Source organism: Streptococcus parasanguinis (assembly GCF_001074805.1).
Lineage (GTDB): Bacteria > Bacillota > Bacilli > Lactobacillales > Streptococcaceae > Streptococcus > Streptococcus parasanguinis_A.
The window spans coordinates 1-16,753 of record NZ_JUPI01000129.1 but is presented as its reverse complement, the minus strand read 5'-3'; the positions used below and the strand labels follow the sequence as shown (position 1 = coordinate 16,753).

The 16,753-nt window shown below is 39.6% G+C and carries 21 protein-coding genes; all 21 read left to right on the top strand.

Features of this window, described 5'->3' with window-relative positions; genetic code table 11:
- On the top strand, window positions 1–124 hold a 124-nt coding region (locus tag ADI76_RS09240), incomplete at its 5' end, for a BMC domain-containing protein (protein WP_049516030.1).
- 166 nt (window positions 125–290) lie between these two features.
- On the top strand, window positions 291–932 hold the full coding sequence (locus tag ADI76_RS09235; protein ID WP_049516028.1) for a hypothetical protein: 642 nt from the start codon (window positions 291–293) through the stop codon (window positions 930–932).
- Window positions 933–948: 16 nt separating this feature from the next.
- Complete coding sequence (gene eutD / locus ADI76_RS09230; protein WP_049516026.1) at window positions 949–1,575, top strand: ethanolamine utilization phosphate acetyltransferase EutD; 627 nt, start codon at window positions 949–951, stop codon at window positions 1,573–1,575.
- 26 nt (window positions 1,576–1,601) lie between these two features.
- Window positions 1,602–2,243, top strand: coding sequence for an ethanolamine utilization protein (locus ADI76_RS09225; protein ID WP_049516022.1), 642 nt, complete (start codon window positions 1,602–1,604; stop codon window positions 2,241–2,243).
- 11 nt (window positions 2,244–2,254) lie between these two features.
- On the top strand, window positions 2,255–2,533 hold the full coding sequence (locus ADI76_RS09220; protein WP_049516021.1) for a EutN/CcmL family microcompartment protein: 279 nt from the start codon (window positions 2,255–2,257) through the stop codon (window positions 2,531–2,533).
- Between the two features lie 16 nt (window positions 2,534–2,549).
- Entirely contained in the window at window positions 2,550–3,644 is a 1,095-nt protein-coding gene (locus ADI76_RS09215; RefSeq protein WP_049516020.1) for an ethanolamine utilization protein EutH, read from the top strand.
- Between the two features lie 16 nt (window positions 3,645–3,660).
- Complete coding sequence (locus tag ADI76_RS09210) at window positions 3,661–4,107, top strand: cupin domain-containing protein (RefSeq protein WP_049516017.1); 447 nt, start codon at window positions 3,661–3,663, stop codon at window positions 4,105–4,107.
- 232 nt (window positions 4,108–4,339) lie between these two features.
- Window positions 4,340–5,701, top strand: coding sequence for a cobyrinate a,c-diamide synthase (locus ADI76_RS09205; protein ID WP_049516015.1), 1,362 nt, complete (start codon window positions 4,340–4,342; stop codon window positions 5,699–5,701).
- Window positions 5,698–6,645, top strand: a complete 948-nt coding sequence (gene cbiB / locus ADI76_RS09200; protein WP_049516012.1) for an adenosylcobinamide-phosphate synthase CbiB — start codon at window positions 5,698–5,700, stop codon at window positions 6,643–6,645. The genes ADI76_RS09205 and cbiB overlap by 4 nt, the downstream gene beginning before the upstream one ends.
- Window positions 6,646–6,658: 13 nt before the next feature.
- Window positions 6,659–7,351, top strand: a complete 693-nt coding sequence (locus tag ADI76_RS09195) for a cobalt-precorrin-8 methylmutase (RefSeq protein ID WP_009730866.1) — start codon at window positions 6,659–6,661, stop codon at window positions 7,349–7,351.
- A gap of 7 nt (window positions 7,352–7,358) precedes the next feature.
- Window positions 7,359–8,036: a cobalt-precorrin-8 methylmutase gene (locus ADI76_RS09190; protein WP_049516010.1), complete on the top strand. Its 678-nt coding sequence runs from the start codon at window positions 7,359–7,361 to the stop codon at window positions 8,034–8,036.
- A gap of 22 nt (window positions 8,037–8,058) precedes the next feature.
- On the top strand, window positions 8,059–9,183 hold the full coding sequence (gene cbiD / locus ADI76_RS09185) for a cobalt-precorrin-5B (C(1))-methyltransferase CbiD (protein WP_049516009.1): 1,125 nt from the start codon (window positions 8,059–8,061) through the stop codon (window positions 9,181–9,183).
- The gene (locus ADI76_RS09180) at window positions 9,174–9,800 is read left to right on the top strand and encodes a cobalt-precorrin-7 (C(5))-methyltransferase (RefSeq protein WP_049516007.1); all 627 of its coding nucleotides are present in this window, start codon (window positions 9,174–9,176) and stop codon (window positions 9,798–9,800) included. Before cbiD ends, ADI76_RS09180 begins: the two co-directional genes overlap by 10 nt.
- Window positions 9,778–10,341: a decarboxylating cobalt-precorrin-6B (C(15))-methyltransferase gene (locus tag ADI76_RS09175; RefSeq protein ID WP_049516006.1), complete on the top strand. Its 564-nt coding sequence runs from the start codon at window positions 9,778–9,780 to the stop codon at window positions 10,339–10,341. Before ADI76_RS09180 ends, ADI76_RS09175 begins: the two co-directional genes overlap by 23 nt.
- Window positions 10,342–10,345: 4 nt before the next feature.
- Entirely contained in the window at window positions 10,346–11,119 is a 774-nt protein-coding gene (locus ADI76_RS09170; RefSeq protein WP_049516003.1) for a cobalt-precorrin-4 methyltransferase, read from the top strand.
- Window positions 11,109–12,167: a cobalt-precorrin 5A hydrolase gene (locus ADI76_RS09165; protein ID WP_049516001.1), complete on the top strand. Its 1,059-nt coding sequence runs from the start codon at window positions 11,109–11,111 to the stop codon at window positions 12,165–12,167. The genes ADI76_RS09170 and ADI76_RS09165 overlap by 11 nt, the downstream gene beginning before the upstream one ends.
- Before the next feature lie 25 nt (window positions 12,168–12,192).
- The gene (gene cobJ, locus ADI76_RS09160; protein ID WP_009730873.1) at window positions 12,193–12,918 is read left to right on the top strand and encodes a precorrin-3B C(17)-methyltransferase; all 726 of its coding nucleotides are present in this window, start codon (window positions 12,193–12,195) and stop codon (window positions 12,916–12,918) included.
- Window positions 12,915–13,676, top strand: coding sequence for a precorrin-6A reductase (gene cobK, locus ADI76_RS09155; RefSeq protein WP_049515999.1), 762 nt, complete (start codon window positions 12,915–12,917; stop codon window positions 13,674–13,676). Before cobJ ends, cobK begins: the two co-directional genes overlap by 4 nt.
- Window positions 13,673–15,133 carry a uroporphyrinogen-III C-methyltransferase gene (gene cobA / locus ADI76_RS09150; protein ID WP_049515996.1) on the top strand — a complete coding sequence of 487 codons (1,461 nt, stop codon included), beginning with the start codon at window positions 13,673–13,675 and terminating at the stop codon, window positions 15,131–15,133. The genes cobK and cobA overlap by 4 nt, the downstream gene beginning before the upstream one ends.
- Window positions 15,126–15,893 carry a sirohydrochlorin cobaltochelatase gene (locus ADI76_RS09145; RefSeq protein WP_049515994.1) on the top strand — a complete coding sequence of 256 codons (768 nt, stop codon included), beginning with the start codon at window positions 15,126–15,128 and terminating at the stop codon, window positions 15,891–15,893. Before cobA ends, ADI76_RS09145 begins: the two co-directional genes overlap by 8 nt.
- Window positions 15,894–15,903: 10 nt before the next feature.
- Window positions 15,904–16,608 carry a cobalt-factor II C(20)-methyltransferase gene (locus tag ADI76_RS09140; RefSeq protein WP_003006937.1) on the top strand — a complete coding sequence of 235 codons (705 nt, stop codon included), beginning with the start codon at window positions 15,904–15,906 and terminating at the stop codon, window positions 16,606–16,608.
- Window positions 16,609–16,753 lie beyond the last annotated feature (145 nt).

Below are 16,753 nucleotides of genomic sequence, written 5' to 3'. Positions count from 1 at the left end.
TGCTGTTAAAGCTGCAACAGATGCAGGTGCAGCAGCAGCTGAAAACGTAGGTGAATTGATTTCTGTACATGTCATCCCACGTCCACATTCAGAAGTAGAAGTAATCCTACCTCATAAAGAGTAGATTTTCAAAATTTCTCATACAGGTAATCAGCAATTAATGTTTTGATAGGAATAAGCATCTTGATGTAAGAATATTCATTCATGTTAATAGCTGAGCGAGGTTGAGAAGTTACATCTCAACCTCGTTGTATCCCTGTGTTTAATTTGTGGTAGAAGGATGTGAATGCATGACAGTTTATACTGAATCACGAATTAGGAAGCTCATCAAAAATGGTCAGGTCAGTGAGCAAAATGTTCTAAAACTTTCTAGTAAGGACAAATTGACTCCAGCTGCAAGAGGTTTCTTGCATGATCGCCATATTCAAGTAGCTTATTCTGATTCGCCAAATAAAACTCAAACAGAGATTAGTAAACCATTTCATATGACTGTTTCGTCTCTAGAAGAGTCTGCTGTGTATCCACTACTTTTCAAGCTAACGAAACTATACACGTATTTTCTAAGATGCCAAAAAGAACTCCATCTTGCTTATTTAGATGAAAAAGTTGATCAATTGGGAAATCTACTGCAAATAGTAGAAAAGATGGTCGGCTGTTATATTGAAGAGGATATCTCATTTTATAACCCAAATTTTGGGACAAATGAAGATTTACAGTCAATTCGAGTCATTAAACAGTTGGATCAAGGAAGTGTAAGAGTTGATTACAAATGTGAGGATTGGAAACTTTCTTGCTATGAGTTATATCTTGAAATTGTCAATATCCGAAAGGAATTGACCTTAGTATCGTCTAACAATCAAGATGTTTATGCGGATAAACTAATCACATTATTGAAATCAATTGAAGTTTTAGTATGGCTTATTTTAGAATAGAATGTGGAGAATAACAATGTCATTTGAAAATTTAATTGATAAAGTTATTGATAGGATTCAAAATGAACTAGACAGCTCCTTTGAAGTAGAAGCTAGTGGTCGACATGTGCATTTAAGTCGCAAAGAATTAGATGCTTTGTTCGGAACTGGTTATGAATTGACCAAGGTGAAAGATTTATCTCAACCTGGTCAGTATGCTTCAAAAGAACGTTTGACTGTAGTGGGTCCAAAAGGAGCTTTTCATAATGTGGTTATTTTGGGACCTGTTAGAAAAGAGTCTCAAGTAGAGGTATCGCTTACAGACTGCTTACAATTAGGAGTAAAAGCTCCTATTCGTGAAAGCGGTGATATTGAAGGTACTCCAGGTATTGTATTGGTGAATGGAGATAAATCAGTTTCTTTGGATAAAGGGTTGATTGTAGCAAAACGCCATGTTCATATGACACCTGAAGATGCAGAAAAAATTGGTGTGAAAAATCATGATATTGTAAAAGTAAAAGTTGAAGGGGCGAGACCTTTAATTTTTGATGATGTTGTGATTCGTGTTAGCCCAAAATTTGCAACCTATATGCATATTGATTACGATGAAGCCAATGCTTGTGGTTTTAGCAAAGGAATCCATGGTCGTATTATTAAAGACTAGTAGTGCTTGTTGGAGGTAGGTCAAAAATGGAAAATCTAGATAAAATCGTAGATTTAATCACAGACCGTTTAATGGATAAATTACAGGTTGATTCATACAAGTCTTCTGTATTTGTGATCGGAGCATTTGATACTCCGGATATCTTGGATAGAGAAGGCTATCAAGTTGTAAAAAATTCAAGTAGTGCTGACATCATTCTAGTAGAATCAATTGGTTTTGATGCAATGCTTCGGATTGCTTCATTGTGTCCACTTACAGCAGATGAGGCAGTAGTGATTAAGAGTCTCTTAAAAGGAAAGAAAGTTTTGGTTTTAAATGAATCATTTGATTTCCATCAATATAAACAGACCTCTAAAGCACTATTGTTCCAAGATCTTCAAGAACAGTACGAGAAACTGATCAGATATGGTGTTCAATTCTATAAAAAAGAAGAATTGGTATCCATCCTTGAAGAAACTACTGATGGAGAAAACAATAAGCCTGTCCAAGATGTGACAAAAAACAGCTCAACACCAAAAACTGTTGAGAAGGTTGGCTTGCTAACTGAAAAAAAATTAATTGAAATGAATCTATCTGATAATGATAGCATTCGTCTTAAAAAAGGAATGATTGTGACAGCGCTTGCAAAAGATTATTTAAAACGTCACAATATTAATATTGAAGAATAAGGAGCAGCGAGATGTTTGTTGGGAAAGTGAAAGGGAGTCTGTGGGCTACAAGAAAAGATGAAAAACTTAATGGATTAAAGTTTTTAGTGGTCGAGCGACAACTGAATGACCATCAAACAGATCCTGCTTTAGTGATTGCTGCGGACTGTATTGGTGCTGGTGAAGGTGATCAAGTATTGGTTACTACAGGAAGTTCAGCTCGAGTGAGTTTGAATAGACAGGATATTCCAGTGGATATGGTCATTGTAGGGATCATAGATAAAGTTGAATATCAACTGGATGATTATTGAAAGTAGGGAAGAATTTATGAGTATAAATGAAATTATCATTTACATTATGGTTCTCTTTATGCTTGTTGGTGCAATTGATAAATGTATTGGCGGGAAATTGGGCCTTAGTGAGAAGTTTGAAGAAGGAATTATGGCTATGGGAGCGCTGGCGCTTTCTATGGCTGGGATTATGGTTGTAGCTCCATTGTTAGCTGATTTATTAAAACCTATCATTGTTCCTCTTTATGGTTTGGTTGGTGCGGATCCTTCGATTTTTGCAACAACATTCATCGCGAATGATATGGGTGGAGCACCTTTAGCCTTAAGCTTAGCACAAGATAAAGCTGTTGGTGATTTTGCTGCCTACGTTTTAGGTTCTATGATGGGACCAACGATCGTGTTCACGATCCCTGTTGCCTTAGGTATCATCGAAAAATCAGATCGTCCTTTCTTAGCTCGTGGTATTTTGTACGGTTTGGTAACTGTTCCTGTCGGATGTTTTGTTGGTGGATTGCTTGTTCCAGGTTTGTCATTTGGTACTTTGTTAATCAACTTGATCCCTATTGTCATTGTATCTGCCCTCATTTTCCTAGGATTGCTTCTTATTCCAAATGGCATGATTAAAGGTTTTGAAATCTTTGGTCAAATCATTGTTGTAATTGCAACTTTAGGTTTGGCATTCGGTGCAGCACAACTCTTGACTGGTAATAAATGGTTGCTTGAACTTTATCCAAAAGGTGCAGAAACCCTTCAAGAAGCATTTGTCGTTGTTGGTTCAATCGCTGTAACCTTGGCTGGTGCATTTGGTTTAGTTGCTGTCTTTACTAAAGTAGCCAACAAACCTCTTTCAGCAATTGGTAAATCATTGGGAATGAACGAAGTAGGAGCTGCTGGTTTGGTTGCTTCTTTGGCAAACAATATTGCTATGTTCCAAATGTTAAAAGATATGGATAAACGTGGTAAGATCTTGAATATCGCCTTTGCTGTATCTGCTTCATTCGTTATCGGGGACCACTTAGGATTTACAGCTGGACAAGCTCCTAAAATGATTGTTCCAATGATGATTGGTAAGTTTGTTGGTGGGGTTACTGCCGTATTACTTGCCTACTTCTTGACTAAGAAAGAAGCTTAATTGGAGGTATTGGTAAATGGATTATAATCGTACAGATATTGAATCTTTGGTTCGCAAAATTCTTCTAGAAGAATTGGCAGGTAAAGGTTCTGCTAAACGTGTCAGTAAAGCTGGTGTAGCTTCTATTTCACTACCAAGCTTAAATGTTCGTCCTGAAGATCGTTTGGACACAGGAAATCCTGAACATCAAGTCTATACACGTGATCTTTTGACTCTTGAAGAAAGTCCTCGACTTGGCTTAGGCTTGATGACAATGGATAAGACAACATTCCCTTGGCATTTAGATTATGATGAAGTTGATTATGTGATCGAAGGTCGTTTGGATGTTATCTCTGGTGATGAAGTGATGAGTGCCGGTCCAGGTGAAATCATCTTTATTCCAAAGGGAAGCGATATTCAATTCTCTGTTAAGGATAAGGCGCGCTTTATTTATGTGACATATCCAGCAGATTGGCAAGGATAAAAAAACTTTCATATCGAATAATTTATAAGGAGCACGATACGTGCTCTTTTTGATTACGTTTTCAATTATTTATTGACAAATGCTATAATTTATATTAGAATAAAGGCATCTTTAGTGTTTAAGAATGAAGAGAGCACAACGAGGTGCTTAGTAATTTAATAAAGCAACGGAGCTACAAAAAATAGTGTATTTTTTGTAGCTCTATTTTTTTCAAGGGATAGGGGTTTTTAGGATGAAGCAGTTTATGTTAGCTGGTGTATCTAGTGGTGTTGGAAAAACTACCGTAACACTAGCTGTATTAAGGGCTTTAACAGATATGGGGTACAATGTTCAGCCGTATAAAATTGGCCCTGATTATATTGATACTTCTTACCATAGTCGTATTACGAAGAACTCATCTCGTAATCTAGATAATTTTTTAATTCCTGATACGGATTATCTGAAGTGGTCTTATTATCGTTGGCATCAAAATTCCGATGTCGCAGTGGTAGAAGGGGTGATGGGACTCTATGATGGATTAGGAACAGATAAAGATTGTGCCTCTTCTGCATCTGTTGCCAAACAGCTGAATCTACCTGTTATTTTAATTATTGATGGGAAATCAACCTCGACTTCAGCTGCAGCAATTGTGCATGGTTTTTCTTCATTTGATCCAGCGGTAAATATTGTTGGTGTCATTGTCAATCGTGTGGCTTCGGAAACCCATTATCAGCTGATTAAGGGGGCGATTGAGCGCTACACTGATATAGAAGTCTTGGGTTATTTTCCAAAAAATGTTCAAGTTGAACTTCCTTCCAGACACTTGGGATTGATTCCGGATGTAGAAATGGAGGATCTAGAAGAAAAGTTTTCTATTCTTGGAGAGCAGGCTAAAAAAACCATTCAGTTTGATCGCCTATTGGAGAAGGTTGATAGAGAGTCAATTAAACTTTCTTCTCCATTTAAACTCGAAAATTCTACCTCATTAACCATTGCTTATGCACTGGATGATGCCTTTCATTTTTATTACGAAGACAATCTGGATTTGTTGAGAAGTTTTAATGTAACCTTGCTTCCATTTAGTCCCTTAAAAGATGAACGCTTACCGGAAGCCGATGCCTATTATTTTGGTGGGGGTTATCCGGAGTTGTTTGCAAAAGAATTGTCTGACAATCGCTCCTTTAGAGAATCCGTTCTAGACGCTCATCAAAAAGGAATTCCCATCTATGCTGAATGTGGAGGCTTGATGTATCTTGGGAAAACTCTTGAGATGGAAGATCAATCCTATGAAATGGTTGGAATATTTGATGGCACTAGTGTGATGACCAATGGCCTAAAACGGTTTGGTTACTGTTTTGCAACTACCAATGAAGAATCTTTATTTGGTCCGTCTGGTACGGAAGTTCGAGGTCATGAGTTCCATCATTCCATCTTTAATACTTCTGAAAAAACAGTTTTAGAACTCAGAAAAGAAAGAGATGGAGAAGTAGTTTCCAATTGGACAGGGGGCTACCAGAAAGGGAAAACTTTTGCAAGTTACCTCCATGTTCATTTTTATCAAAAGGAACAACTCCTTATGAGTTGGATTGATTATATCTTGGAGTCTAAGAAATGATAGTTATTGCAATTTTTATCGTTCTTCTTCTGGATTGGTTAATCGGAGATCCTTATTCTTGGCCCCACCCGGTCAAGCTGATTGGAAATTTTATTTATGCTTGTTTGAAACTAGAGAACCTAAAAACAAAATTTCCTTTTCTGTTTGGCGTTCTTCTGTGGTTCTCCACTGTCGCCTTAACAGTTTCCATCACTTATGGAATCTTGTGGGGCGCTAGTCAGTTGCACCCTATTCTCTATTGGGGTATTTGGATTTATCTAGCTTACACTTGTTTGGCAACTCGTTCTCTAGCTTTTGAAGCTCTTAAAGTCTACAAAGCTATTCAGTCTGGCTCCATTGAAAAGGCTAGATATCAGGTTGGTATGATTGTTGGGAGAGAAACAGATCAACTTTCTATTCCTGAAATTTGTAATGCGACCATTGAAACGGTAGCAGAAAATGCTAGTGATGGCGTAATCGGTCCCTTATTCTGCCTATTTCTTGGTGGTCCAGTTCTAGCAATGGGCTACAAGGCTATTAATACGCTAGATTCAATGGTAGGCTATAAAACAGTCAAATATCGTAAGATTGGATTTGTTTCAGCTAAAATGGATGATTTAGTCAATCTCATCCCTGCTCGTTTAACCTGGTTCTTTATGTTGGCAAGTGCTCGGATTTTGCAATTGGATTTCAGAAATGCCATAAAAATTGGCTGGAGAGATCGCTACCAACATGCGAGTCCGAATAGTGCTTTCCCTGAATCTGTTGTTGCAGGAGCTTTAGGAATTCAATTAGGGGGGGCTCATGTTTATCATGGCGAGTTGATTTCAAAACCAACCATTGGAGACCCAATTAGGAATGTAGAAGCAGATGATATTTTAACCTCCATTTCTATGCTTTATATGACAACGACGGTTTCAACGTTCATTTTGTCAATGATTTATTTTATTCTTGTAATTTATTAAAAGAGGAGTATCTATGTCCTATATTAAAAACCCGTCCTCCATTGAGGAAAAAAGTTTTCAGATCATTCAATCGGTGATCGACCAGGATCATCCTGGCTATGAATTCCATGAAGACATGGAAGAGGCGATTATTAAACGCGCCATTCATACCACGGGTGATTTTGACTATCTCTATACCATGAAATTTATCAATCATGTTAATGAACGAATCGTTGATGTAATTCAAAATAAAGGGACCATCATTGTGGATTCTAGCATTTCCTTAAATGGGATCAATAAACGGGTGTTGGACCAAATGGGCGTTTCCTACCGTTGCTTGATTAATGATGAAGATGTCATCCAACTTGCTAAGGAAAAAAACATTACTCGAGCAATGGCTGCTATTGAAAAAGCAACAGAGATCGAAGGACCTAAAGTATTTGCTTTTGGTGGTGCTCCGACTGCTTTGTTCCATCTCCTTGATTTGATCAAAGAGAAAAAAGTTGAGGTAGACGCGATTATCGGTGTGCCCGTTGGATTTATCAATGTCTTAGAGTCTAAGGAAGCTTTATTAGCGACTGACTTGCCTGTCATGGTCAATGAAGGACGTAAAGGGGGAAGTACCCTTGTCGTGGCTATTATTAATGCGATTATCTATCAAATGCAAACGATCGTAACAGAAGACTATGTTCGTTATTCAACAGCTTTAAATGATAAAAAAGGATAAGGTATTCATGAGTTATATAAAAGTATCAAATAAGATTGAAGAAGCTAGCTTTAAAAAAATTCAAGAAATCATTGATCAGGAACATCCAGATATTGTTTTTGATAATCCATTTCATGAAGCAGTTTGGAAACGAGTTGTTTTTGCGAGTGCAGATTTTGATTACCTCTACAATATCAAATTTTCAAATGATGCTATCGACCATATTCTAGATGTTATCAAAAATAAGGGAACCATTTTTACAGATACGACCATGGTTCTAGGTGGATTTAATAAAAGAATCTTGGATGAACTAGGGGTGGCCTACAGATGTTTGGTAAATGAACCAGCAATTTTTGAAGAAGCTAAGGCAAAAGGGATCACTCGTTCTATGGCAGCGGTAGAACATGCGGCCAATGAATTGGGTCCTAAATTGTTTGTATTCGGAAACGCTCCAACTTCTATCTTTAAAGTCTTGGATATGGTAGAAGAAGGAACACTAGTCCCTGATGCTGTTATTGGTGTGCCGGTTGGCTTTGTCGGTGCAGCTGAATCAAAACAGAAGCTTCATGATAGCCCAATTCCTTCTATTGTCGCATTGGGAAGTAAGGGAGGAAGTACGATTGCAGCTGCAGTGGTAAATGCTATTTTGTACCAGTACAAACAAGAAATGGATGATTACCAACGCTTCGTAGTCCCAAATAATTAAGTAGTGAAGGAAATGGAACTATATGGATGATTATGCATATGTCAATGGAAAAAAACTAAGAAAAGGGTTTACTACTGGAACTTGTGCTACAGCAGCGACAGCCGCAGCGATTAGTATGATTCTCAATCAAGATATCGAAGAAAAAGTTACAGTTTCTACGGCAAATGGAGTAGAAGTAACAATGGATATCAAAGATCCTTCTTTTGGTGAATTTACTGCCAGTGCTGCTGTCGAAAAGGATGGTGGTGATGATGCAGATGCGACGCACGGACTCCTGATTTATTCGACAGTGACTCTCTTGCCGGATTCAAACGACATTGAGATCGATGGCGGAGAAGGTGTTGGTCGCGTCACACAAAAAGGATTGAAATGTGATGTTGGAATGGCAGCCATTAACCCAACTCCTCGGGCTATGATTGAAAAAACAGCCCGGCAATTACTTGGTCCAAACTGCGGAGCGAAAATTATTATTTCGGTACCGGGTGGAGAAGAAACAGCCAAGTTAACCTATAATTCACGCTTAGGAATAGTAGGAGGAATCTCCATTTTGGGGACGACAGGAATTGTCAATCCCATGTCAGAGGAGAGTTGGAAGGCGTCCATTACGATTGAATTAACCATGTTGTACAATCAAGGCTATCGATCGGTTGTGTTAGCACCCGGAAATTATGGCGAGGACTTTGCGACCAATGTGCTGGGAATTCCACCTCATCGAATTGTGAACATGAGTAACTTTGTTGGTCATGTCCTTAAAGAAGTCCAGCGGATTGGCTTTACTCGGGTCCTGATGGTTGGCCATATGGGTAAATTTGTCAAGGTGGCTGGTGGGATTTTCTCAACTCATAGCAAAGATTCAGATGCGCGAATGGAAATTATTATGGCAAATCTAGCCTTGCTAGGGGCTCCAGTTGAACTTCTTGAGAAAGTGGATCAGTGTATTACAACAGATGCGGCTGGAACTTTAATTGAGGAGTATCACTACGAAGAAGTCTATCAAGTGCTGGTGGACAAGATGAAATTTCGATCGGAGCGGTTGCTGCGGAATCGGAAGCCGGAAGTGAGCATTGATGTAGTAACCTTTGGGACAGAAGCTGGGTATCTGGCTTCAACCCAAACATTAGAAGAAATAGCGGAGGAATGGACGTGATCTATGTAATTGGAATAGGGCCAGGAGCCCCTTCCTATGGACTTTTGGGAAGTGAAGAGATTTATCAGAAGGCAGACTATATTCTTGGAAGTGAGCGACATTTAGAAATCCTTCCAGCTGCCTATCAAGAAAAAGGGGTTGTACCTCCAAAGAAACTTGCGGAGTTGGCTCAATTAATCGAGTCTTATCCAGAAGATGCAACCATTCTTTACCTAGCATCGGGCGATCCCCTAATCTATGGTTTGGGAAAATGGTTGTCTGAGAAATTTAAAGGGCGCGTGGTGGTTCAGCCAGGGATTTCTTCCTTCCAGTATCTCGCGAGCAAAGTCTTTCTCCCTATGAATGATGCCTACTTAACAAGTAGCCATGCAAAAATTCCTGATTTTGATTTCTTTCTTTCTCTACCGAAGGTATTTATGGTGACGGATAAGAAAATTGGTCCCTATGAAATAGCGCAAGAGGTGATGAAACGGGGATTGAAAAAAGTTTTAGTCATTGGTGAAAATCTTAGCTATGAAGATGAAAAAATTGAAATTTTAGCAGAGGACCAAGTGATTGATCGTCAATATGAAATGAATGTGGTGGTGATACTAAATGAAGGATTCGGCATTTATTAGAGCAAAGGTCCCAATGACTAAAGAAGAAGTCAGAGCTATCAGTATTGATAAATTAGACTTGCATAAAGCTAAGAGAATGTTGGATGTTGGCTCTGGTACCGGTAGTGTAACGATTCAAGCAGCTGTTTCCTTTCCAAATTTGGAAGTCGTAGCAATTGAACAAAATGAAGATGCTGTTGCCTTGACACAGGAGAATATTGACTACTTTGGCTGTCAGAATATTACTCTAATAAAAGGCAAAGCTCCTGTTGAGCTAGAAGGTCAATTCGATGCGATATTTGTCGGTGGAACCGGGGGCAATATGGCTGAAATCTTTGAGTGGTGTGAACATCTGTTAGTTCCGGGAGGACGCTTTGTTTTAAACTTTATCCTCTTGGAAAATGCTATGGAAGCGATTCAGTTTGCTGAAGAGATGGAATGGCAAGACTTAGACGTCGTATCCATCCAAGCGAGCAGATGGTCTGCCCTAGGAAAAGGGCATTATTTCAAACAGCAAAACCCAACTATTATTGTTTCAGCTGTAAAACCAGAAAGGAAATAAAGCTATGTCAATTGTACATTTTGTAGGCGCAGGACCTGGTGATGTGGAACTCATTACCCTAAAAGGTTATCGAAAATTATCCCAAGCGGACGTGGTCATTTATGCGGGTTCTCTCGTGAATCCAGATCTTCTTCAATATTGTAAGGAAGGTGCGGAGATTCATGACAGCGCGTCTATGCATTTGATGGAAATTATTGATGTCATGGAAGAAGCAGTGAAAGCTGGAAAAGACGTCGTTCGCTTACAAACAGGCGATTTCTCTATTTATGGTTCTATTCGTGAGCAAACAGAAGAGATGAAGAAGAGAGGAATTGAATTTGACTGTATTCCTGGGGTGAGCTCTTTCCTAGGAGCTGCCTCAAGTATTGGAACAGAATATACAGTCCCTGAAGTTTCTCAAAGTGTCATTATCACTCGCATGGCCGGACGGACCCCTGTTCCTGAACGAGAATCCCTCCGAAGCTATGCTCAGCATAGAACCTCTATGGCCATTTTCTTATCTGTACAGGGGATTGAGAAAGTGGTGGCTGAATTGGTTGAGGGTGGCTATCCAATAGAAACACCTGTCGCAGTAATCTATAAGGCAACTTGGCCAGATGAACGCAAGGTCTTTGGGACATTGGAGACCATTGCTGAGAAGGTCAAAGAAGCTAAAATTAGAAAAACTGCCTTGATTTTAGTTGGAGATTTCTTAGGTGAAGAGTTTTACTACTCTAAACTCTATCACAAAGAATTCCACCATGAATTCCGTAAAGGATTGAGTTCGCATGCTAAATGATTCCCCTCGTTACGCCATTGTGGCGGTTACTAACAACGCAAAAAATCTCGGACTAGAGCTCAAGGAAAAACTTGGGATTGATTGTCCGGTCTATACCACTGTGAAAATCGCTGACTCTCGGACGGTACCGATTGAAGGACGTGTCATTGAAGGACTTCGGACGGTATTCCAAGAGGTGGATGTCTTAATTTGTATCATGGCGATTGGTGCGGTTGTCAGAGGCATTGCCCCTGTTATTAAAGACAAAACAACTGATCCTGCTGTGATCGTTATGGATGAAAAAGCCAATCATGTGATTAGTTTATTGAGTGGTCACTTAGGTGGGGCCAATCAAGTTACACTTAAAATCGCTGAATTATTAGATTCAAATCCAGTGATCACGACCGCAACCGATACACAAAATGTTGTAGCCTTGGATAATATTGCTAAAGAAGTAAATGGGTGGCGGGAAGAATTGCGCCACTTAGTGAAAGTATTCAATTCTTATTTAGCGAATAAGGACTGTGTCTATTTTTATCAAGAAAAGCCTTGGGTTTCTGACCTGAGAGGGCTAACAGTAATTGAAGAAAATCAGATTCAGGAAGTCCTTGCTAATAAGAGCCCATTTATTTGGTTGACCTCTCAAGCAGTTGAGGTTGACGAAGAAGTGGTAGCCCTGATTCATCCAAAACCTTATGTTTTAGGAGTTGGGGCAAAGAAGGATCTTCCACCTTCCACTTTTATGGAATCTTTTCATGCATTTTGTGAACAAGAGGGAATCTCCGGTTCAGAAATCGCAAAAATTGCTAGTATTGATGTCAAAAAAAATGAACAGGCGATACTAGAATTAGCCCAACACCTTGACTGTCCTTTCCATACCTACTCCAAGGAGGAACTGCTAGTGGTGGCGGATAAATATCCGCAATCGGAATTTGTCAAGAAGACTGTTGGGGTTGGTAGTGTGGCGCTTGCTAGTGCAGACCTTGCAAGTAAAGGAAATGTGCTGACCCAACGGTTCGCACAAAATGGTGCAACATTTGCACTTGGTAAATTAGTTAACAATTATTAAATATTAAATTTAAGGAGAAATACATATGTTATACGTTATTGGACTTGGCCCAGGTAAAGAAGAATTGATGTCTCAAGAGGCATTGGAAGCAATCAAGGATTGTGAAATTATTGTAGGGTATTCTACCTACATGCGTTTGATCAAAGATCTTGTAAAAGATAAAGAAATGGTTGCGACTGGGATGCGTCATGAGATTGAACGCTGTCAAAAAGCTATTGACCTAGCTCATGAAACTGGAAAAAATGTTGGGGTCGTTTCGAGTGGGGATGCCGGTGTCTATGGGATGGCTGGTTTGATCCTCGAGTTATTAGAAGAAAACGATACGCTTGAAGTGAAGGTTGTACCAGGAATTACAGCAAGCCTTGGAGCAGCTGCAGTGATGGGAGCACCTCTTATGAACGACTTCTGTCATATTTCACTTAGTGACTTGATGACTCCATGGGAAATGATTGAAAAACGTCTTCATGCAGCAGCACAAGGTGACTTTGTCGTTTGTCTATATAATCCAAGAAGTAAAGGTCGTCCAGAGCACTTAGCAAGAGCACTTGAAATTATGTCTGAATACAAAGCCAAAGATACGATTGTTGGTATCGGTAAGGATATCGGACGTAAGGAAGAACAAATTGTGCTTACTACGATTGAAGACTTGGATGAAACTCTTGTAGACATGACTACAATTGTTATTGTTGGAAACAAAGAGACTTATGTGAAAAATGGTCGCATGATCACACCTCGAGGATATACACTATGATGAAACTACTTTTCGGTGGAACAGCTGAAAGTACAGAGATTCTTGAATTCCTCTCGCAACAGAATATCCCGGTGACTACCTCTGTTGTGTCGGATTATGGCCGCCATTTAGCTTCTAAATTTGGGCAGAACGTGGTCCAAGGAAGAATGACAGCTGACCAAATGGTTGCTTTCATCAAAGAGAATGACGTTGATGAAATTATTGATGCTTCGCATCCCTTTGCGGATATTGTCTCTCAAGAAGCGATGAAAGCAGCGAACCAGGCGGGAATTCCATATGTGCGCTTTGAAAGACAAGCTACCATCGACTTATCGGGTGCTACCGTTGTTCATTCGACAGAAGAAGCCATTGCATACATCAAAGAGAAAGAGTATAAAACAGTCTATTTAGGAACTGGAAGCAAAACCTTGCCATTATTCGTCCATGGTTTACCAGAGTCGCGTATTGTGGTTCGTGTTCTTCCAACTTCGGAAGTTCTAAAAGGTTGTGAAGAGTTGGGACTTGTTCCGGATCAGATTGATGCGATTAAGGCTCCTTTCTCTAAAGAGTGCAACAAAGAATTGCTGGCTCGCTCGAAAGCGGAAGTATTTGTTTCCAAAGAAAGCGGAAGTATTGGTGGGATTCGAGAAAAAATCGAAGGCTGTCAAGAACTTGGAATGGATTGTGTGATTATTTCACGACCTATTGTCAACTATTCTAAAGTAGTGTCAACTATTGAGGAATTGGAGACCCATTTAAAGAAAGAGGTGAATGGATGAGCGGCTTTGTTAGTTTAGTAGGTGCGGGTCCAGGGGATGAAGAATTAATCTCTATTAAAGGAGCACGGAGACTAGAAGAGGCGGATGTTCTCATCTATGACCGCTTAGTGAATCCTATGCTTCTAGCCTACACAAAAGCGAACTGTGAAAAGATCTATGTTGGTAAGATTCCTAATCAACCTTGTGTTTCTCAAGAAAAAATTGAAGAAGTCTTGGTTGCAAAAGCCAAAGAAGGGAAAAAAGTTGTTCGCCTAAAAAGTGGCGATCCCTATATTTTTGGCCGAGGAGGAGAGGAAGCTCAAACTCTTATCCAAGAAGGGATTCCCTTTGAAGTTGTACCAGGAATCACCTCAGCTATAGCCGGCCTTGCCTATGCAGGCATTCCCATGACCTTTAGAAATGTCGCGACTAGCTTTCATGTCTTTACTGGCCATCTACAAGATGCCAGTGAAGCATTGAACTGGGATGCGATTTCCCACTTAAAAGGAACTCTAGTCTTCCTTATGGGAATGAAAAACTTGCAGACCATTTGTGAGGAATTGATGGTTCGTGGTTACGATAAGGAAACTCCGGTTGCGATTATCGAATGGGCTACTCACCCTCAACAACGCTCGATCGATGGAAAATTAGAGACCATTGTTGAACTGGCTGAAAAACACCAGATGAAAGCACCAAGTTTAATTGTGATTGGGGACGTTGTTGCTTTCCGTGAGGAATTAAACTACCATGAAAAACTGCCTTTGTTCGGTCGAACCGTTTTGGTGCAAGAAACTCCTAATGCCAAACTTCCTAAACTATTGAGGGATGCTGGGGCGACAGTGTATGCTTTTCAGTCACCAAGTAAATTACTTGCAAAAGAACTGCAACTTCCTCAACTTTCTAGCATCGACGGTTTAGTAGTGACAGACCCAAGCTCTTGGAACTTCTTTGTTGCCTATTTGCAACAAGAAGATCTGGATATTCGGAGTCTCAGCCATCTGAAGATTGTAGCAAGTGGTCATCATACCATCAAGACCATTAAAGAAGCAGGTATTCGCCTCTATGATCAAATCAATGATGTTGCAGAAGAGAATTTTGTGAAACGGATGAGTGAGCAAGAAGGAAACTGGATCATTCTCACTTCTGATATTAAGGAAAAAGCAGTAGCAGAAGCTTTGAACTTCCCGATCCACACCACACATTCTGTTGACTTTGAAAGTGGATCATTCTCTTATCATGCAGAGGATATCCAGCTGATCTGTTTGCCAAACTCTGCTGCAGCTTACCACTTTGTGTTGATGGCAGAGAAAACCCAAGAGAATTGGAAAGAGAAACCGATTGTCATTATGGGAGACAATACTAGGTCTGTATTGGAAAAAGCTGGCTATCATCAGTTGATTGAAACAGAAGAGAGAACCTTAAAATCGGTTTGTGAAGCTTGCCAAACTTTTTTTAGAAGGGAAAGTGAAAATGACTAAAGCGATTATTGTTGTCAGTTTCGGTACTACCTATCCTGAAACACGAAAGAAAACCATTCAAGCCTGTGAAGAGACGATCCAACAGCGGTTCCCAGATTTTCAGGTCCACCGTGCCTTCACTTCGAATGTTGTCATTAAGCGCATTAAAGAAAATGAAGGAATCTCAGTTCCAACTGTGAACCAATTATTGGAACAATTGAAAAAGGATGGTGTCAAGGAAGTTTATATTCAACCACTCCACATTATCTTGGGAAGTGAATATGAAAAAGTGGTTCACCAAGCCAACCAGTTTAAAGAAGATTTTGAACTTCTAAAAATCGGGAAACCTCTTCTTTTTAGTGAAGAAGATTATGAAAATGTTGCAAATATTCTTGTAAAAGAATACAATAATGATGATGTAGACGAAGCAACCATCCTTATGGGACATGGTAGTCAGCATTATGCCTTTACTGCCTACGCCGCTTTGGATCATATGTTGACGGATGAAGCTGTCTATATCGGCTGTGTCGAGTCTTATCCTCCGGTAGAGTTACTCGAAAAACGTCTGGAAGCTAAAGGCATTAAAAAAGTTCATCTTGCTCCCTTTATGTTAGTGGCTGGGGATCATGCTACCAATGATTTGTGTTCGGATGAAGAAGGATCATGGAAACACTTCTTTACAGAAAAAGGCTACCAAGTAGAGACACACTTGATTGGACTTGGTGAATACCCAAGTGTTCAAGAACTCTATGTTCAACACTTAGAAAAGATTATTAAATAGGAGGTCTAAAATGGCAACATTTTACGGTATTGGGATTGGTCCAGGAGACAGTGAACTCGTAACCGTTAAAGCCAAAAATATTCTGCAAACATTGGATATTTTGTACACTCCTGAAGCCAAACGCGGTTCTAAGAGTGTGGCATTGACGATTGCGAGTCCCTATGTCAGTGATCATCTAGAGATTAAACAACGCCACTTTCCAATGGTTCGTTCCTTAGAAAAGAAGGAACCTCAATGGGAACAAATTGCTGCTGAAATTGTAGAAGATGTAAAAGCTGGGAAGAATGTTGGCTTTATCACTTTAGGGGATCCGATGGTCTATAGTACCTATAGTTACCTCTTGAGATTAATTGGGAATAGCATTGATACCCAAACGATTCCTGGAATTACCTCATTTGGTAGCATGGCTTCTGTCTTGGGGCAACCATTGACCATGGATGAAGAGTCCTTTGCAGTTGTTCCTGCTACAGCAGATGCGGATAAGATTGACCAAGCACTAGCGATTCATGATACAGTTGTGATTATGAAAGTGGCCAATCATTTGGATGTGATTCTTCCCTTGTTGGAGAAGTACGACCTGATTGAAAAAACATTTTTAGTCAGTCATGCCTCTACTGAAAAGCAAAGAATTTTGTACGGAGTATCGGACTTAACAGTCGATGACAAATTGGATTATTTTACAACCCTATTGGTCAAGAAACATCCATTAGGGTAATGAAAAAAGGAGTGATATTATGAAACAACGTAAAAAAATGATAGCAATTGCTCTTTTAGTATTGCTAATCATCTTTAGACCTCAACCTGTATCTGCTATGCACATTATGGAAGGGTATCTCCCTTTGGTATGGTGTATTGTCTGG